Raw genomic sequence first — 15,102 nt, forward strand, 5'->3', positions numbered from 1 at the left:
GAAATTCCACGATCAGGAGAGGCATCAGAATGGCCCAGTATCCGAGCAGCTTCACCAAGGACGACCTGCTGAAATGCGCCCGAGGCGAGCTTTTCGGCCCCGGCAACGCGCAATTGCCCGCGCCGCCGATGCTGATGATGGACCGGATCACCGATATTTCCGCCGATGGCGGGGCGCATGGCAAAGGCCACGTTCTGGCCGAGTTCGATATCACGCCTGACCTGTGGTTCTTTGACTGCCACTTCCCCGGCAACCCGATCATGCCCGGATGCCTTGGCCTTGACGGCCTGTGGCAGCTGACCGGCTTCAACCTTGGCTGGCGCGGCTGGCAGGGGCGTGGCTATGCGCTGGGTGTGGGCGAAGTGAAACTGACCGGCATGGTCCGCCCCAACCGCAAGATGCTGACCTACAAGATCGACTTCACCAAAGCGATCCAAACCCGCCGCCTGACCATGGGCGTCGCCGACGGCATCGTCGAGGCGGATGGCGAAGTGATCTATCAGGTTAAGGACATGAAGGTCGCGCTCAGCGAGAGCTGATGAGTGCGGTCACCGTGAGAAAAGAAAAGGGCCCTTGCGGGCCTTTTTTTGTGTCGCCCTATTTGACTGCTGCTAGATGAGCGGATGACTGTTCTAGTACAATCGCCGCAAAGTTAACCAAAAGAATTTTTTACTTGAGATGAACTACATTTCGTAGTTTTAACTCTCTTGGTTGCAAGATGGTTAAATGCTGGAAATAAAATATGATGCTGATTTCAGATTCTACTGTCGCTGCGGCTCTTGGCTTTAATGAAGCGGAAATTCGATTCCATGTGATTGATCCAGTCGTTCGAATGTTAGGCTATCCCGATGCTGAAAACACTTATTTGAAATTAGAGGAAAAGCTTGAATATCCTTATCTTCACATCGGACGGCGTTCTAAAAAGGATCTGCCTCTAGGGTATCCTGACTATCGCGCGGGGGTCAAAGGAGCTCGAGGTAGCTTCGTGGTCGAAGCCAAGGCAGGCAATGTGCCGATCACGTCAAGGGAAGTAGAACAGGCGCACTCATACGCTGCCCATGCTCAAGTGGGGGCGAACTTTTTTATGCTTGGGAATGGAAGCGAACTTGTAGTCTATGAAACCCTTTCCGGCCCGGATGCTGCGCCCATTGTAAGGTTGCCTTTGCAAAGCTTGAATGCTCGATTTTTCGAACTGGAAAATGTGCTGGCTCCCCAAAACCTCGCGCGCAACTGCCGTGTCGAGTATGATACGAAACTCAAGCTAGCAGATGGGTTGGGGTCTTCTGCTCGGGTTCGGTCTGGCCGCTATTTACTTTCTGAGCATGACGTAAGGATCATTGTTGAAGGTCAAGACTACACCGGTTTGGCGCGTGAAACTCTTTCAGGGTTTGCCGAAGCTGAAGCGTACATTGAATTGCTGAAAACCTCTTTTGAAATGCGGGTGTCTGATGGTATTGCTGAACGCGGTGATGATGGCAAAATCTATGCTCGTGTTGAGTTCGCAGGAGTCACGGTTCACAATCGGGCCGCCATGGCAATCATGGGCATAAACAAGGCAAATTTTGCCACTGCCGACGAATTTATATCCACCGATTCCAACAGTCCGACGATCTTTGAATCCGTGAAGGACTTCACAGTTTTTCGTGGTACATTACTGCCGAAACTCTTTGGCGAAGTCGTGGAAATGGAAGGCGATGTCGTTGGCAGTATGTTCATCAAAGTGGCTATGCATTATAACGAAGGTGTAATGGCAGGGGAGTATATAGCGTTTTCTGACCAAGAGATATCTTTTCCTCTCCAGAAGCCCTTTCGACTTGAGATGGATATGGCCGGCACTTTTGAGCTTCAAGTCGACGCATAGTCCTAATTGGTTCCCTAAGGCTGATCGTTGAGAAAAAGCGAACAGTCTCTATGTCATTCTGCACGATGGTTGGAGATTTGCTCCCCATCCGGCAACCCACCTCCACCCCAATCACCTTGCGCCGCCCTGCCTCATTGCCCTAAGTAGTCGGCAAACTAGTAAAGGAGGACGCCATGCGCCGTGTGGTCGTAACCGGGCTGGGCATCGTCTCGTCCATTGGCAACAACGCAGATGAAGTTGTTGCATCGCTGAAGGCTGGCAAATCGGGCATTCGTGCCGATGAGAGCATGGTGGAGCATGGCTTCCGCAGTCAGGTGTCGGGGCAGATCGACATTGATCTGGCGGCCCATGTGGACAAGCGTACGCTGCGTTTCATGGGCGCGGGTGCGGCTTATGCTCATATCGCCATGGGGCAGGCCATTGCCGATGCCGGTCTGGAGGAGGCCGATATCGTCAATCCGCGCACGGGTCTTGTGGCCGGGTCGGGCGGTCCGTCCACCAGCGCGATGCTGGCCGCGCATCAGGTTGTGGCCAACACCGGCGCGACCAAGCGCATTGGGCCGTTTGCTGTGCCGAAATGTATGTCCTCGACCATCTCGGCCAACCTTGCGACGGCCTATAAGATCAAGGGCATCAACTATTCGATCACCTCGGCTTGCTCGACCTCGCTGCATTGCATCGGCAACGCGGCGGAGCAGATCATGCTGGGCAAGCAGGATGTGATGTTCGCGGGCGGCGGCGAGGAACTGGATTGGACGCTGTCCTGCCTGTTCGATGCCATGGGCGCCATGAGCAGCAAGTACAACGACACGCCGGAAAAAGCCTCGCGCGCGTTTGACGGTGGCCGCGACGGGTTCGTGATCTCGGGCGGCGGCGGCATTGTCGTGCTGGAAGAGCTGGAGCATGCCAGGGCGCGCGGTGCCAAGATCTATGCCGAAGTGACGGGCTTTGCTGCCACCTCGGACGGTCATGACATGGTCGCTCCCTCGGGCGAGGGCGGCGAACGTGCGATGCGCCTGGCGCTGGAAACCCTGCCGGAAGGCCGCAAAGTGGGCTATATCAACGCGCATGGCACCTCGACCCCGGTCGGTGACGTGGGGGAGGTTGAAGCCGTGCGCCGCGTCTTTGGCAAGGGCAACACCCCGCCGATCAGCTCGACCAAGTCGATGACTGGTCACGCGCAGGGCGCAGCCGGTGCGCTTGAGGCGATCTTCTGCCTGCTGATGCTGGACAATGATTTCATCACGCCGTCGATCAACGTCGAAACGCTGGACCCGGCGCTGGATGCGTCTGAAATCGCCACTGCGCTGGTCGAAAACGCAGGTCTGGACACGGTGATGACCAACTCCTTCGGGTTTGGTGGTACCAACGGGTCCATGTTGCTGTCCAAGTATCTGGGCTGATTGCCTTCAGGTCGTGCGGCGGGTCAGCCGCGCGACCACTGCGAACACGGCACTGGCCAGGACCATCCCCATGGCCAGCGTGATTGCCGCGAACTTGAGTGCGGCGAAGGCCGAATAGGGCAGGGCCAGCCAATCGGCAAACCCCTGCGGGTTGGCCAGCAGAGCAAAGCTGATCAGGTTTTCCAAGACATCCATCACGCATCCGGTCAGCAGGCTGATGCCTGCGGCAAGGCCCAGATTCCGCCCGATCGTGCCGGGGCGCGATGCCCGCGCGACCAGCGTCGCAAGGCAACCACCGAATGCTGCCATCGACAGAATGAACAAGAAATCAAAGCGTTGGGTCGCGGCGTAGATATCCAGCGTGCCGAAATCTTGCATCTGGGCGTAGTAGGATTTGATCTTGCCAGCGTCGAAGGTTGTTTGCCCGGTGGCATAGTCCACGGGGTGGCGGCTGGCGGCGTATAGCGCATCTAGCCGGGCCTTGATCTGGTTGAACGCGACGAAGGCGGCGACGGTTGCGGCGGCGTGCGCCAAAAGGGGCAGCTTTGTCAGGATGTTCAAGAAAGTCATGTGATCTACCAATTTGTATTCCATGGAATATAATCTACATTCCGCGGAATGGAAGTCAAGGAGTTTGAATGCCCCCTCCCAACCCAAATGTGATGGCCGCGCTGACGCGGTTCGGCATTGCCTCGGATCTGTTTCAATCGGCCATGCAGGTGCGGCTGGCAGATCACGGGCTGACCACGGCGCAATTGTCGGTGCTTTCGCATCTGGCGCGCCGGTCTGAGCCGCAGCGCGTGACGGATATCGCGCAGGCGGTGGGCGTGGGGCAGCCGGCTGTGACCAAGATGATGGTTAAGTTCGAAGGGGCGGGCTGGGTGCATATGGTGGCCGACGCGCAAGACCGCCGCACCCGGCGGGCCGAGGCGACGGATCAGGGCCGCGCCTTTCTGATGCAGGTGCAACGCGGGCTGTTCCCAGAGCTTGGCGCCTTTCTGGCGGGCTGGTCGCCCGAGGACTTGCAGGCCTTTACCGAAGGCTTGACCCGGTTCGGTCAGTTTCTGGACTCCAATCGCCGGGTTGACGATTGAGGGCAAAACAGCCTACCCAACGCATTAGAAAGCGCGAGGATTTCATATGCATTCGCTTAAGGGCAAACGGGGTTTGGTGATGGGCGTGGCCAATGAGCGGTCCATCGCTTGGGGCATTGCAAAGGCCTGCGCCGAGGCTGGCGCGGAACTGGCCTTCACCTATCAAGGCGAAGCCTTCGGCAAACGGCTGGAGCCGCTGGCGACGTCCGTTGGCAGCGATTTTATGGTCGATGTCGATGTGACGGATGACGCGTCGCTTGATGCGGCCTTTGCCCAGTTGAACGAACGGTGGGACACGATGGATTTCCTCGTGCATGCCATCGCCTATTCCGACAAGAACGAACTGACGGGGCGTGTGCTGAACACCAGCCGCGACAACTTTAAGAATTCGCTGGATATTTCCTGCTTTAGCTTCATCGACGTGGCGCGCCGCGCCTATCCGATGATGAAGGACAACGGCGGCACGTTGCTGACGCTGACCTACATGGGATCCACCCGCGTGACGCCGAATTACAACGTGATGGGCATTGCCAAGGCGGCGCTGGAAAGCGCGACGCGCTATCTGGCCAACGATCTTGGGCCGGAAGGCATCCGCGTCAACGCCATCTCGCCCGGTCCGATGAAGACCTTGGCGGGGGCGGCGATTGGCGGCGCGCGCAAGACGTATAAACACACCGACATGAACGCGCCGTTGCGGTCGAACGCAACGCTTGAGGCGGTGGGCGGCACGGCAGTTCACCTGATTTCCGACGCGGGCGCCTGCACCACGGGCGAGATCCTGCGCGTCGATGGCGGCTTCCACGTACTGGGCCTGCCGCAATACGAGAACCTGTAAGATATGGCGCTGCGCCGGATCATAACCTCGGTCCGGCGCAAGCCGTTGCTGGCACTGGCCTTTGGGCTGGCCGTTGCGGTGCTGGTGGTCTTTGGCGCACGGTTCTTCATGCATTCGACCCGGTGGGATGATCCAAAGTTCCGCGACCAAAAGATCGAGGCATGGATGACGCCGGGGTTTGTGGGCCATTCGTGGCACGTCCCCAAAGAGGTGGTTTTCAACGCTTTGGACCTGACCAAAGATACGCCCAAAGTCGGATCATTGGACGAACTGGCCGATCTGCGCGGCGTTCCGGTCGAAGACTTGATCCAGAAGCTTGAAATCGCAATCGCGGTGTTCCGGTCCAAGCATGACTGACGCCCTTTTTGCCATGGTGCCGCTTTATGGCGCGTGGATCCTGTTGGTTGCGACCTACCTGTCTTGTTTGGCAGTGCCGATGCCGTCGTCCTTGATGATGTTGGCGGGCGGGGCCTTTGCAGCGTCGGGCGATCTGAGCTTGGTCGGCTCAGCTGGTGCGGCCTATATCGGTGCGATTGCCGGCGATCAGACGGGGTTTGTGATTGGCCGCAGGGGCGGGGCACCTTTGGTTGATCGGTTGCGCCGCCGCAGATCCGCCGCCGAACCCATCCGCCGGGCCGAGGCGATGCTGGGCCGCAAGGGCGCGATCACCGTGTTCCTGACCCGCTGGCTGCTGAGCCCGCTTGGCCCTTACGTGAACTTCCTTGGCGGGGCGATGCGGATGCCTTGGCCGCATTTCACCCTTGGCAGCGTGACAGGCGAATCCGTCTGGGTGGTTGTCTATGTCGGACTGGGATGGATGTTTGCCGGTCAGATCGTTCTTGTCGCTGAACTGGCATCGGATGTGGCGGGCATGTTGGCGGCAGGGGCCGTGGCAATCGTGTTGGGCAGCATGCTGTTCCGCAAGCGCCCGCACTAACCAATGGTCCCCGCAGCTTAGAACCACTGCGCCGGGTCCATCAGACCCAGATCCATCAGCTTGCGCGAACTCCAGTCGAATTCGGTCGACTCGCGCCAGACGAAGGATTGGATGGCGTCGTTTGACCCCGGATTGAGCTTTAGCGCTTTTGCGGTGCGGAAACTGACGATGGCCGATGTCAGATTGCTATGCCACGGGCAGGCGTAAGTGTTATATTCCTGATCGTTGAACGTGTGATCGTCCAGCAGCCGTAGCCCCGGCTTGGCCTTGAACAGCGCCACCCGGTCGATTTTGCGGCGCGACTGGGGGACATGTTCTTCGAACCGCCAGCGCAGGCCGCCAAAGAAATCAAGCTGCCGTTCCTTTGGGTGGTTGTGGTTGGCCGGATCGGGGCGGGCGAGGGCGTAATACCCAACGCTGTCCATGTAGGCTTCGCTGACATTGACGCCGAAGGTCGCGTTTTTCAGATCCCGCGCGTACAGGTCCACCACATAGGCGATCATCGCGTCGCGGCGTTCCTGTTCATGAAAGGCCAGCATTTCGCTGATCGAGCGCGTCTCGCAGAACGGGTAGAACAGAAATTCGGTGTTGTAGCAGTAATAGAGCCACCGTCCGGGCATATGCTGGATGATGGCATTTACCGCCTCGGGGACGGCGCCATCGGCGGCGGTTTCGACATTGACGCGTGACACAAGCTCAGTGGCGGTGCTGTTCAGGCGAAACCGTTCGGGCATCATCAGCACGATCGCGTCAAACCCGCATAGCAGGTGGTGGCGCACGGTTGCTTCGATCTCAACCTCATCCTCGGCAAAGATCAGCGCGACCGGCCCGGATGGCAATTGGGACAGGCCATTGTTGAAAAAATCTGACAGAGACGTGTACTGCATCGACTCGCTATCGGCCTGTTTGGGTCGTGCCAGAATCGAACAATCTTCTTCGCATTGCAAGCAGGGGCGGTTTTGCGGTATTGCCGCGACCTGACCCCAGACCCGGAGCCGCGCGATGACTGAGCCCAAGAAGCTATTTATCAAGACCTATGGCTGTCAGATGAACGTCTATGACAGCGAACGTATGGCCGAAGCGCTTGGCGGGCAGGGCTATGTGGAAACACAAAGCCCCGATGATGCCGATATGATCCTGCTGAACACCTGCCACATCCGCGAAAAAGCGGCTGAGAAGGTGTATTCCGAACTGGGACGGTACAAGGGGCTGAAGGCGGCCAAGCCCGATCTGAAGATCGGCGTGGCGGGCTGCGTTGCACAGGCCGAGGGCGAAGAGATCATGCGCCGTCAGCCGCTGGTCGATTTGGTCGTCGGCCCCCAAAGCTATCACCGCCTGCCCGAAATGGAGGCGAAGGCGGGGCAGGGCGTCAAAGCGCTCGACACGGATTTCCCTGAGGAAGACAAGTTCGAAAAGCTGAAAAGCCGCCCCAAGGCCAAGCGCGGCCCGTCGGCCTTTCTGACGGTGCAAGAGGGCTGCGATAAGTTCTGCGCTTTTTGCGTGGTGCCCTACACCCGCGGCGCCGAAGTCAGCCGCCCGGCTGGCCGCATCCTGGATGAAGCCCGAGATCTGGTCGAACGTGGCGTGCGCGAAATCACGCTGCTGGGCCAGAACGTCAACGCCTATCACGGCGCGGGCGAGGGCGGCGATTGGGGGCTTGCGCGCCTGATCTGGGCTCTGAGCGAAATCGACGGGCTGGCCCGCATCCGCTTTACCACCAGCCACCCCAATGACATGGACGACGCCTTGATCGAGGCGCATGGCACCTGCGATAAGCTGATGCCCTATCTGCATTTGCCGGTGCAATCGGGCAGTGACCGCATTCTGAAGCGCATGAACCGGTCGCACACGCGCGACGACTATTTCCGCCTGATTGACCGTATGCGCGATGCCCGCCCCGACTTGCACCTGTCGGGCGATTTTATCGTCGGCTTCCCCGAAGAGACCGATCAGGATTTCGAAGATACGCTCGATTTGATCCGCCGCGTCGAATATGGCTCGGCCTTCAGCTTCAAATACTCCACCCGCCCCGGCACCCCGGCGGCAGAGCGTGCGCAACTGCCGGAGGACGTAAAAGACGAACGTTTGCAACGGCTTCAGGGGCTTCTGACCGAACAGCAGCGCCGGTTGCAAGACGCGATGGTTGGCAAAACCGTCGGCGTTCTGTTCGAAAAGACGGGCCGTCTTCCGGGGCAAATGGTGGGCAAATCCGACTACCTGCATGCGGTGCATGTGGCCGCCGAGGGCGTGGTGCCGGGCGAACTGCGACAGGTGAAAATCGTCGAAAGCGGCCCCAACTCGCTGAAAGGCGAATTGATCTGAGCCGCACGGCACCGGCTTTCGGTGCTGCAAATTCGGTTCAAAGCAACAACATACCACAAGATGTGGTGGTTTTTGCTTCACACGGGCGTTTCGTTTGTTAATCTGCCGGTTATAGATAGTCAGAGTCGCCAATTCGAATCTGCTCGGCGACTTTGGATTTGGGAAACAGAAAGGGACAGGGCTGTGGGTCAAAATTTCTCCAAAGCCGTAGGCGCCGCGATTTCGGCTGCTGCACTGGTCGCCCTGACCGCCGTGTCGGTCGCCACACCGGCCATGGCCGACCGCGTGGTTAAGGGTGAACGTTACATTCCGGGCATTTGGGTTGACCCGGACGGCTGCGAACACTGGGTCATGGACGATGGCGTCGAGGGCTACATGAGCCCGCACACCAACCGTCAGGGCATCCCGGTTTGCCGTCGCAGCAACACCTGCGGCGTGCTGAACACCGACCAGTTCTTTGCCACCGACAAATACGCGATCAGCGCAGCGGGCCAGCAGCGCATTCGCGAATTCTTCCAGTCGTCCACGGCAACCGCCTTTGTGATCGCCGGTCACACCGATTGGCGCGCTTCCGACGAATACAACATCAAGCTCAGCTACAACCGCGCCAATGCGGTGGCATCGGTCGCCCGCAGTGTCGGCGCCAATGTTGTTGACGTGCGCGGCTACGGCGAACGCATGCCGGTTGCGTCGAACCAGACCAGCGACGGCATGGCCCGCAATCGCCGGGTAGAGATCATTTGCATTCAGTGATTGGGGACAAGAAAATGACGTTTCGCAAACCCTTGGTGGCCCTGATCGCGGCGACCGCCTTGTCGGGCTGCTTCCTGCCGGATGCCCCGGCGGACAAAAGCCAGGACCGCAACATGTTCGACCGCAAAGACCTCAGTCAGCTGAAGGCCGGCGTCTGGATCGACCCGAATGGCTGTGATCACTGGATCATCGACGATGGCGTCGAAGGATACCTGTCGCAGCGCCTCGATAAATACGGCAAGCCCGTTTGCTCGGGCACCGCACCGCCGACAGTGGCAACCGGTGATTTCAAAGGCGGCTCGACCGCACTGATCGGCGACCCGATCTGAGCTTGCGCCTGACGATCAACATACCGGGCCGCGCGGCGTTTCGCCGGGCGGCCTATTTTATTTTGCGGTCTGGTCAGGACCGTGATGGCCTCTCCTCTCCCGTCACCCCCACCATCAGGAGCAATGCGTGACAACAGGCACCCTAAGCGAAGCCCTCCTCGAATTTCCCGACAACCGTCTGCTGATCGATCTGTGCGGCGAATATGACCGCAACCTGACCGATATCGAAACCCGGCTGGGCGTGCAGATCCTGCGCCGTGGCAATCAATTGGCCATCTTCGGCGAACCCGCAGCCCAAGCCGAAGCGGTTGAAGTTCTGAACGCGCTCTATGCTCGGCTCGAACAGGGCCGGTCCGTCGAACGCGGCGACATCGACCGCGAATTCCGCATGGCTCCTGAGCCGGAAGAAGACGAAACCCAGCTTGAAATGTTCGACGGCGGCAAGGTCGAAATCAAGACCCGCAAGAAACTGATCGAACCGCGCACCGACGCGCAAAAGGCCTATGTCCGGTCGCTGTTCACCAACGAATTGGCCTTTGGCATCGGCCCGGCGGGCACGGGCAAAACCTATCTGGCCGTGGCGGTGGGTGTGAACATGTTCATCAACGGTCTGGTCGATAAGATCATCCTCAGCCGCCCGGCGGTCGAGGCGGGTGAAAAGCTCGGCTATCTGCCCGGCGACATGAAGGACAAGGTCGATCCTTACATGCAGCCCTTGTACGACGCGCTCAACGATTTTCTGCCGGGCAAACAACTGGCCAAAATGATCGAAGAAAAGACCGTCGAAATCGCGCCGCTGGCCTTTATGCGTGGCCGCACGCTGGCCAATGCCTTCGTCGTTCTGGATGAGGCGCAGAACGCCACGTCGATGCAGATGAAGATGTTCCTCACCCGTTTGGGCGAAGGCAGCCGCATGGTCATCACCGGCGACCGCACCCAGATCGACCTGCCGCGCGGCATGCCCTCGGGTCTGGCCGACGCCGAACGGCTTCTGACCAGCATTCCCAAGATCAGCTTCAATTACTTTACTTCGAAGGATGTCGTGCGCCACCCCCTTGTGGCGGCGATCATTGAGGCATACGAGAAAGATGCTCACACACCCTGAGCATTTTCTGACAATAAATATTCCCGGGGGTCCGGGGGCAGAGCCCCCGGCGCGTAACGATGCTGACCGATACGATCCTTGAAGACGACCGCTGGGAAGAGGCGGATCTTGAAACACTGGCCGAAACGGCGGCAGTGGCGGCGCTATCCCATCTGGGCATGGTGCCCCAGGACTATGAAATCGCCGTTCTTGGCTGTGATGATGCGCGGATTGCAGTCCTGAACGCCGAGTTCCGCGACAAGCCGACGCCAACCAATGTGCTGAGCTGGCCCGCGTGGGATTTGGCCGCCGAAGATGACGGCGCCGCGCCAGAGCCCGCGCCCGAGGGCGATGAAACCATGCCCGAAGCGCTTGGCGATATCGCGATCTCCTATGACACATGCTTAGCCGAGGCAGAGGCAGCGGGCAAACCTTTGGCCGATCACGTCACCCATCTGGTGGTGCACGGCGTCCTTCATTTGCTGGGCTATGATCACATCCGTGACAATGACGCCACGCTGATGGAAGGAATTGAGACCAAAATACTTGGCAAAATGGGTATTTCAGACCCATATAGGGAATAGTCAGGGCCAATGGCCCGTTTTTGGACAGGATTTATGGGCGATAACGACGGCTCTTCTAATGCGGCGCAAAGCGCGCAGCCAAAAGGGCAACAAGTAACGAAGCGGCCGTTGTTGGGCCGATTGTTGAAACGCTGGACCCCGACGCCAGAACCTGCGCCCCAAAGCGCAGCGCCTGTCACGCAGACGCGCCCTCAGACCCACGGCATGGTGAACCTGCGCCGTATGCGGGTCGAAGATGTGGCGATCCCGCGGGTTGAGATCATCTCGGTTCCCGACACGATTTCCCGCGACGATCTGGTGCAGGTTTTCCGTGACAGCGGTCTGACCCGTGTGCCCGTCTATGAAGGCACGCTGGACACGCCGATCGGTCTTGCACACCTGAAGGATTTCGCGCTGCACCACGGCTTTAACGGCCATACCGAAGACTTCGATCTGCGCAAACTGCTGCGCCCGTTGCTGTTCGTGCCGCCCTCGATGCCAATTGGTGTGCTGCTGACGAAGATGCAGGCCGAACGCCGGCATATGGCGTTGGTGATCGACGAATACGGCGGCGTAGATGGGCTTGTGACCATCGAAGACCTGATCGAACAGGTCATCGGCGAGATCGAAGACGAACACGACATAGACGACGAAAAGAACTGGACCCGCGAAAAATCTGGCGCTTATCTGGTTCTGGCCCGGACAATGCTTGACGAATTCGAACGCGAAATAGGCGTTGATCTTTGCGAGGACGAAGCCATCGACAGCGAAGAGATCGACACGCTGGGCGGTCTTGTCTTCATGCTGGCCGGACATGTTCCCGCACGAGGAGAGGTCGTATCGCATCCCGCAGGTGTCGAGTTTGAGGTGATTGATGCCGATCCCCGGCGGATCAAGCGTTTGCGTGTCGTGCCGCCCGGTACGGTTGCAGCCCGCGCCGCGCCCAAAGCCGCCGCGCCCGATGCTGCGGCCCCCAAACCCGCCGGCAAGTAACCCTTCATGCGGGTTTCCCGGATATCGCTGGCCAGCCTAGGCGCGGGCGGAGCCTTTGCGCTTGGCCAGCCGCCATTCGGTCTTTGGCCGGTGGCGCTATTGGGGCTGGTCGCGGGGTTTGCCGTCTTGCGCCGGGCCGCCAATGCGCGGCATGCGGCCATGCTGGCATGGCTGTTTGGGCTTGGCTATTTTGGGCTGTCCCTGACGTGGATTGTTGAGCCATTCTTTGTTGATGCCGCCGATACCGGCTGGATGGCCCCCTTTGCCCTGATTGGCATGGCGGGCGGTCTGGCGCTGTTCTGGGGCGTAGCGGGCTGGGCTGGGCAGCGCCTTGGCGGCAAGGGCTGGTTTGCGGTGACATGGGCGCTGGTGGAACTGGCCCGCAGCTATATGTTGACGGGTTTTCCTTGGGGGCTGGTCGGCTATGTCTGGGCCGATACCTGGGCGCTACAATGGGTCGCCTTCATCGGCGCACAGGGGCTGACGCTGGTCTCGCTGGGGTTGGCGGCATTGGCCAGCGCTGGCCGCAAGGGCGCCGCGATGGCCGCCATTGGTGCGGCAGGCCTGTTGATCGGCGGCTATGCGCTGCGCCCGGCCGCGGCACTGCCCAAGGCAGACGCGCCGGTTGTGCGCCTGATCCAGCCCAATGCCCCGCAGCATCTGAAATGGGATCCCGATCACATCCCGACCTTCTTTCAGCGCCAGCTGACCTATACCCGTGCTGAACCGCGCCCGGATTTGGTGGTCTGGCCCGAAACCTCACTTCCGATGTGGTTGCATGACGCCGATGAGGCGCTGTCGATCATGTCGGATGCGGCCAATGGCGCTCCGATCGCCGTTGGTGTTCAGCGCTACAATTTTGAGACCGCGCAGACCTTCAATTCGATGCTGCTATTGGACGAGGGCGGGCAGCAATCGGCGATCTATGACAAGCACCACCTTGTCCCATTTGGCGAATACATGCCCGCCGCTTGGCTGTTTGACCGGTTCAACATCCTTGGCCTCGCCTCCCGCGCGGAAGGGGGATATTCCGCAGGCCCCGGCCCGCAGGCCTATGACCTGCCGGGGGTGGGGCGCATTTTGCCGCTGATCTGCTATGAGGCGGTGTTTCAGCAGGATCTGCGGCTGGACGGCGCGCGCCCCGATCTGGTGCTACACCTGACAAATGACGCTTGGTTCGGTACTTTCTCGGGCCCCTATCAGCACTTGCAACAGGCCCGCGTGCGGGCGGTCGAATTCGGCCTGCCGGTTTTGCGGGCCGCCAATACCGGGGTCTCAGCGGTGATTGATCCGGCGGGCCGGGTGCTGCAAAGCCTTGATCTGGGGCAGGCGGGTTACCTTGATGCGCCGCTGCCCGCGCCCCGCGCCACCACGGTTTACGCGAAAATCGGCGATTGGCCGGTGGTATTGTTGCTGATCGCGCTCTCTTTGGCGGGTTTGGCAATGTCTTTACGGAATCGTCATTGACCCGCGCCATTCAGGGGCATAGGCATGTGCCTTGTCAAAAAATCCCGTCACAACGGCTTCCTGGCGTGGCGGAGAAATGTAATGGAGCAGCCCCAATGTCGCGACAGAACTATATCTTCACTTCGGAATCGGTCTCCGAAGGGCACCCGGATAAGGTATGTGACCGCATCTCCGACGCCGTTCTGGACGCGTTTCTCGCGGAAGAACCTGAGGCGCGGGTGGCGTGCGAAACCTTTGCCACCACGAACCGCGTCGTCATCGGCGGCGAGGTGGGCCTGTCCGACAAGGACAAGCTGGCCGAATACATGGAACGCATTCCCGATATTGCCCGGGCCTGTATCAAGGACATCGGGTATGAGCAGGACAAGTTCCACCACGAAACCTGCAAGATCACCAATCTGTTGCACGAACAGTCGGCGCATATCGCGCAAGGCGTGAATGCGGCGGAAAACAAGGACGAAGGCGCCGGCGATCAGGGCATCATGTTTGGCTATGCCACCAATGAAACGCCCGCGCTGATGCCTGCGCCGATCCAATACAGCCACGCCATCCTGCGCCGTCTGGCTGAGGTGCGCAAATCCAGCGAACAGCCGACCCTGCGCCCGGATGCGAAATCGCAGCTGTCCGTGCGCTATGAAAACGGCAAGCCGGTCGGCGTGACCTCGATCGTTCTGTCGACGCAGCATGAGTTTGAGACGCAGACCTCGGCAGACATTCGGCAAATTGTTGAACCCTATATTCGCGAAGTCCTGCCCGAAGGCTGGATCAGCGAAGACACCGAATGGTGGGTCAACCCCACGGGTGTCTTCGTGATTGGCGGCCCGGATGGCGACGCAGGCCTGACCGGCCGTAAGATCATCGTCGACACCTATGGCGGCGCGGCCCCCCATGGCGGCGGCGCCTTCTCGGGCAAAGATCCGACCAAAGTGGACCGCTCGGCCGCCTATGCCGCGCGGTATCTGGCCAAGAACGTGGTCGCCGCCGGTATGGCAGACCGCTGCACCGTGCAGCTGAGCTATGCCATCGGCGTGTCAAAGCCGCTGTCGATCTATGTCGACACCCATGGCACGGGTGAGGTGGATGACGCCGCGATCGAGCTTGCCATTCCCAAGGTTATGGATCTGACGCCGCGCGGCATCCGCACGCATCTGGACATGAACCGCCCGATCTACCAGCGTACTGCCGCATATGGCCATTTTGGCCGCGAGCCCGAAGCCGATGGCGGCTTTAGCTGGGAACGCGTTGATCTGGTCGATGCGCTGAAAGCATCTGTTTGATCCAATTGTGTGCGGCTTGCGCCGCACGCATGATATCTTGGCTGCGCGCTTTGAGCGCGCGGCCTCGGGGTTGCCTCCGGCGGGAGAGTATTTGAGAGAAAGATGAAAGCAGGGGCGCGCTTTCCTTTCATCTTTCCAATAAATACCTCTGGGGGTGAATTGGGCCTGGCCCAAGAGGGGGCAA

Annotated in this window: 17 protein-coding genes and 1 riboswitch; of the genes, 15 read left to right on the forward strand and 2 right to left on the reverse strand. The window is 59.7% G+C overall.

What is annotated here, in order from left to right; genetic code table 11:
* Positions 1 to 29: 29 nt before the first annotated feature.
* From fabA to fabB, 3 genes are all read left to right on the forward strand, one after another.
* Entirely contained in the window at positions 30 to 539 is a 510-nt protein-coding gene (fabA, locus tag PRI8871_RS14010; protein WP_108886863.1) for a bifunctional 3-hydroxydecanoyl-ACP dehydratase/trans-2-decenoyl-ACP isomerase, read from the forward strand.
* A 203-nt stretch (positions 540 to 742) separates the two neighbouring features.
* A complete protein-coding gene (locus PRI8871_RS14015) occupies positions 743 to 1,861 on the forward strand; it encodes a type I restriction enzyme HsdR N-terminal domain-containing protein (protein WP_108886864.1) in 1,119 nt (372 codons plus the stop codon).
* Positions 1,862 to 2,034: 173 nt separating this feature from the next.
* A complete protein-coding gene (gene fabB / locus PRI8871_RS14020) occupies positions 2,035 to 3,264 on the forward strand; it encodes a beta-ketoacyl-ACP synthase I (protein WP_108886865.1) in 1,230 nt (409 codons plus the stop codon).
* A 6-nt stretch (positions 3,265 to 3,270) separates the two neighbouring features.
* Here fabB and PRI8871_RS14025 read toward each other — a convergent pair whose 3' ends face one another.
* Positions 3,271 to 3,834 carry a hypothetical protein gene (locus PRI8871_RS14025; protein WP_146188691.1) on the reverse strand — a complete coding sequence of 188 codons (564 nt, stop codon included), beginning with the start codon at positions 3,832 to 3,834 and terminating at the stop codon, positions 3,271 to 3,273.
* A gap of 68 nt (positions 3,835 to 3,902) precedes the next feature.
* Here PRI8871_RS14025 and PRI8871_RS14030 point away from each other — a divergent pair, with 68 nt between their 5' ends.
* From PRI8871_RS14030 to PRI8871_RS14045, 4 genes are read left to right on the forward strand one after another with little or no spacing between them, the layout of a single operon-like run.
* The gene (locus PRI8871_RS14030) at positions 3,903 to 4,358 is read left to right on the forward strand and encodes a MarR family winged helix-turn-helix transcriptional regulator (protein ID WP_108886867.1); all 456 of its coding nucleotides are present in this window, start codon (positions 3,903 to 3,905) and stop codon (positions 4,356 to 4,358) included.
* A 46-nt stretch (positions 4,359 to 4,404) separates the two neighbouring features.
* Positions 4,405 to 5,193, forward strand: coding sequence for an enoyl-ACP reductase FabI (locus tag PRI8871_RS14035; protein ID WP_108886868.1), 789 nt, complete (start codon positions 4,405 to 4,407; stop codon positions 5,191 to 5,193).
* A 3-nt stretch (positions 5,194 to 5,196) separates the two neighbouring features.
* Positions 5,197 to 5,550, forward strand: a complete 354-nt coding sequence (locus PRI8871_RS14040) for a hypothetical protein (RefSeq protein ID WP_108886869.1) — start codon at positions 5,197 to 5,199, stop codon at positions 5,548 to 5,550.
* Positions 5,543 to 6,130, forward strand: a complete 588-nt coding sequence (locus PRI8871_RS14045) for a DedA family protein (protein ID WP_108886870.1) — start codon at positions 5,543 to 5,545, stop codon at positions 6,128 to 6,130. Before PRI8871_RS14040 ends, PRI8871_RS14045 begins: the two co-directional genes overlap by 8 nt.
* Before the next feature lie 17 nt (positions 6,131 to 6,147).
* Here PRI8871_RS14045 and PRI8871_RS14050 read toward each other — a convergent pair whose 3' ends face one another.
* Positions 6,148 to 7,017: a glycosyltransferase family protein gene (locus PRI8871_RS14050; RefSeq protein ID WP_108886955.1), complete on the reverse strand. Its 870-nt coding sequence runs from the start codon at positions 7,015 to 7,017 to the stop codon at positions 6,148 to 6,150.
* A gap of 115 nt (positions 7,018 to 7,132) precedes the next feature.
* On the opposite strand from PRI8871_RS14050, the gene miaB reads away from it, so the two are divergent.
* The 8 genes from miaB to metK all read left to right on the forward strand — a co-directional run bounded on the left by miaB (position 7,133) and on the right by metK (position 14,918).
* Positions 7,133 to 8,452, forward strand: coding sequence for a tRNA (N6-isopentenyl adenosine(37)-C2)-methylthiotransferase MiaB (miaB, locus tag PRI8871_RS14055; RefSeq protein ID WP_108886871.1), 1,320 nt, complete (start codon positions 7,133 to 7,135; stop codon positions 8,450 to 8,452).
* Positions 8,453 to 8,635: 183 nt separating this feature from the next.
* Positions 8,636 to 9,205 (forward strand): OmpA family protein, encoded by a 570-nt coding sequence (locus tag PRI8871_RS14060; protein ID WP_370742077.1) that lies wholly within the window; start codon positions 8,636 to 8,638, stop codon positions 9,203 to 9,205.
* Positions 9,206 to 9,219: 14 nt separating this feature from the next.
* The gene (locus tag PRI8871_RS14065; RefSeq protein ID WP_108886872.1) at positions 9,220 to 9,534 is read left to right on the forward strand and encodes a hypothetical protein; all 315 of its coding nucleotides are present in this window, start codon (positions 9,220 to 9,222) and stop codon (positions 9,532 to 9,534) included.
* A gap of 127 nt (positions 9,535 to 9,661) precedes the next feature.
* On the forward strand, positions 9,662 to 10,639 hold the full coding sequence (locus tag PRI8871_RS14070) for a PhoH family protein (protein ID WP_108886873.1): 978 nt from the start codon (positions 9,662 to 9,664) through the stop codon (positions 10,637 to 10,639).
* A 59-nt stretch (positions 10,640 to 10,698) separates the two neighbouring features.
* Entirely contained in the window at positions 10,699 to 11,202 is a 504-nt protein-coding gene (ybeY, locus tag PRI8871_RS14075; RefSeq protein ID WP_108886874.1) for an rRNA maturation RNase YbeY, read from the forward strand.
* A 33-nt stretch (positions 11,203 to 11,235) separates the two neighbouring features.
* Complete coding sequence (locus PRI8871_RS14080; protein ID WP_108886875.1) at positions 11,236 to 12,174, forward strand: hemolysin family protein; 939 nt, start codon at positions 11,236 to 11,238, stop codon at positions 12,172 to 12,174.
* 6 nt (positions 12,175 to 12,180) lie between these two features.
* On the forward strand, positions 12,181 to 13,641 hold the full coding sequence (gene lnt, locus PRI8871_RS14085) for an apolipoprotein N-acyltransferase (RefSeq protein ID WP_108886876.1): 1,461 nt from the start codon (positions 12,181 to 12,183) through the stop codon (positions 13,639 to 13,641).
* A 41-nt stretch (positions 13,642 to 13,682) separates the two neighbouring features.
* Positions 13,683 to 13,730, forward strand: a riboswitch (SAM-SAH riboswitch).
* A 6-nt stretch (positions 13,731 to 13,736) separates the two neighbouring features.
* Positions 13,737 to 14,918: a methionine adenosyltransferase gene (gene metK, locus PRI8871_RS14090; RefSeq protein WP_108886877.1), complete on the forward strand. Its 1,182-nt coding sequence runs from the start codon at positions 13,737 to 13,739 to the stop codon at positions 14,916 to 14,918.
* Positions 14,919 to 15,102 lie beyond the last annotated feature (184 nt).

Origin of the sequence: Pseudoprimorskyibacter insulae (assembly GCF_900302505.1) — a bacterium.
GTDB lineage: Bacteria > Pseudomonadota > Alphaproteobacteria > Rhodobacterales > Rhodobacteraceae > Pseudoprimorskyibacter > Pseudoprimorskyibacter insulae.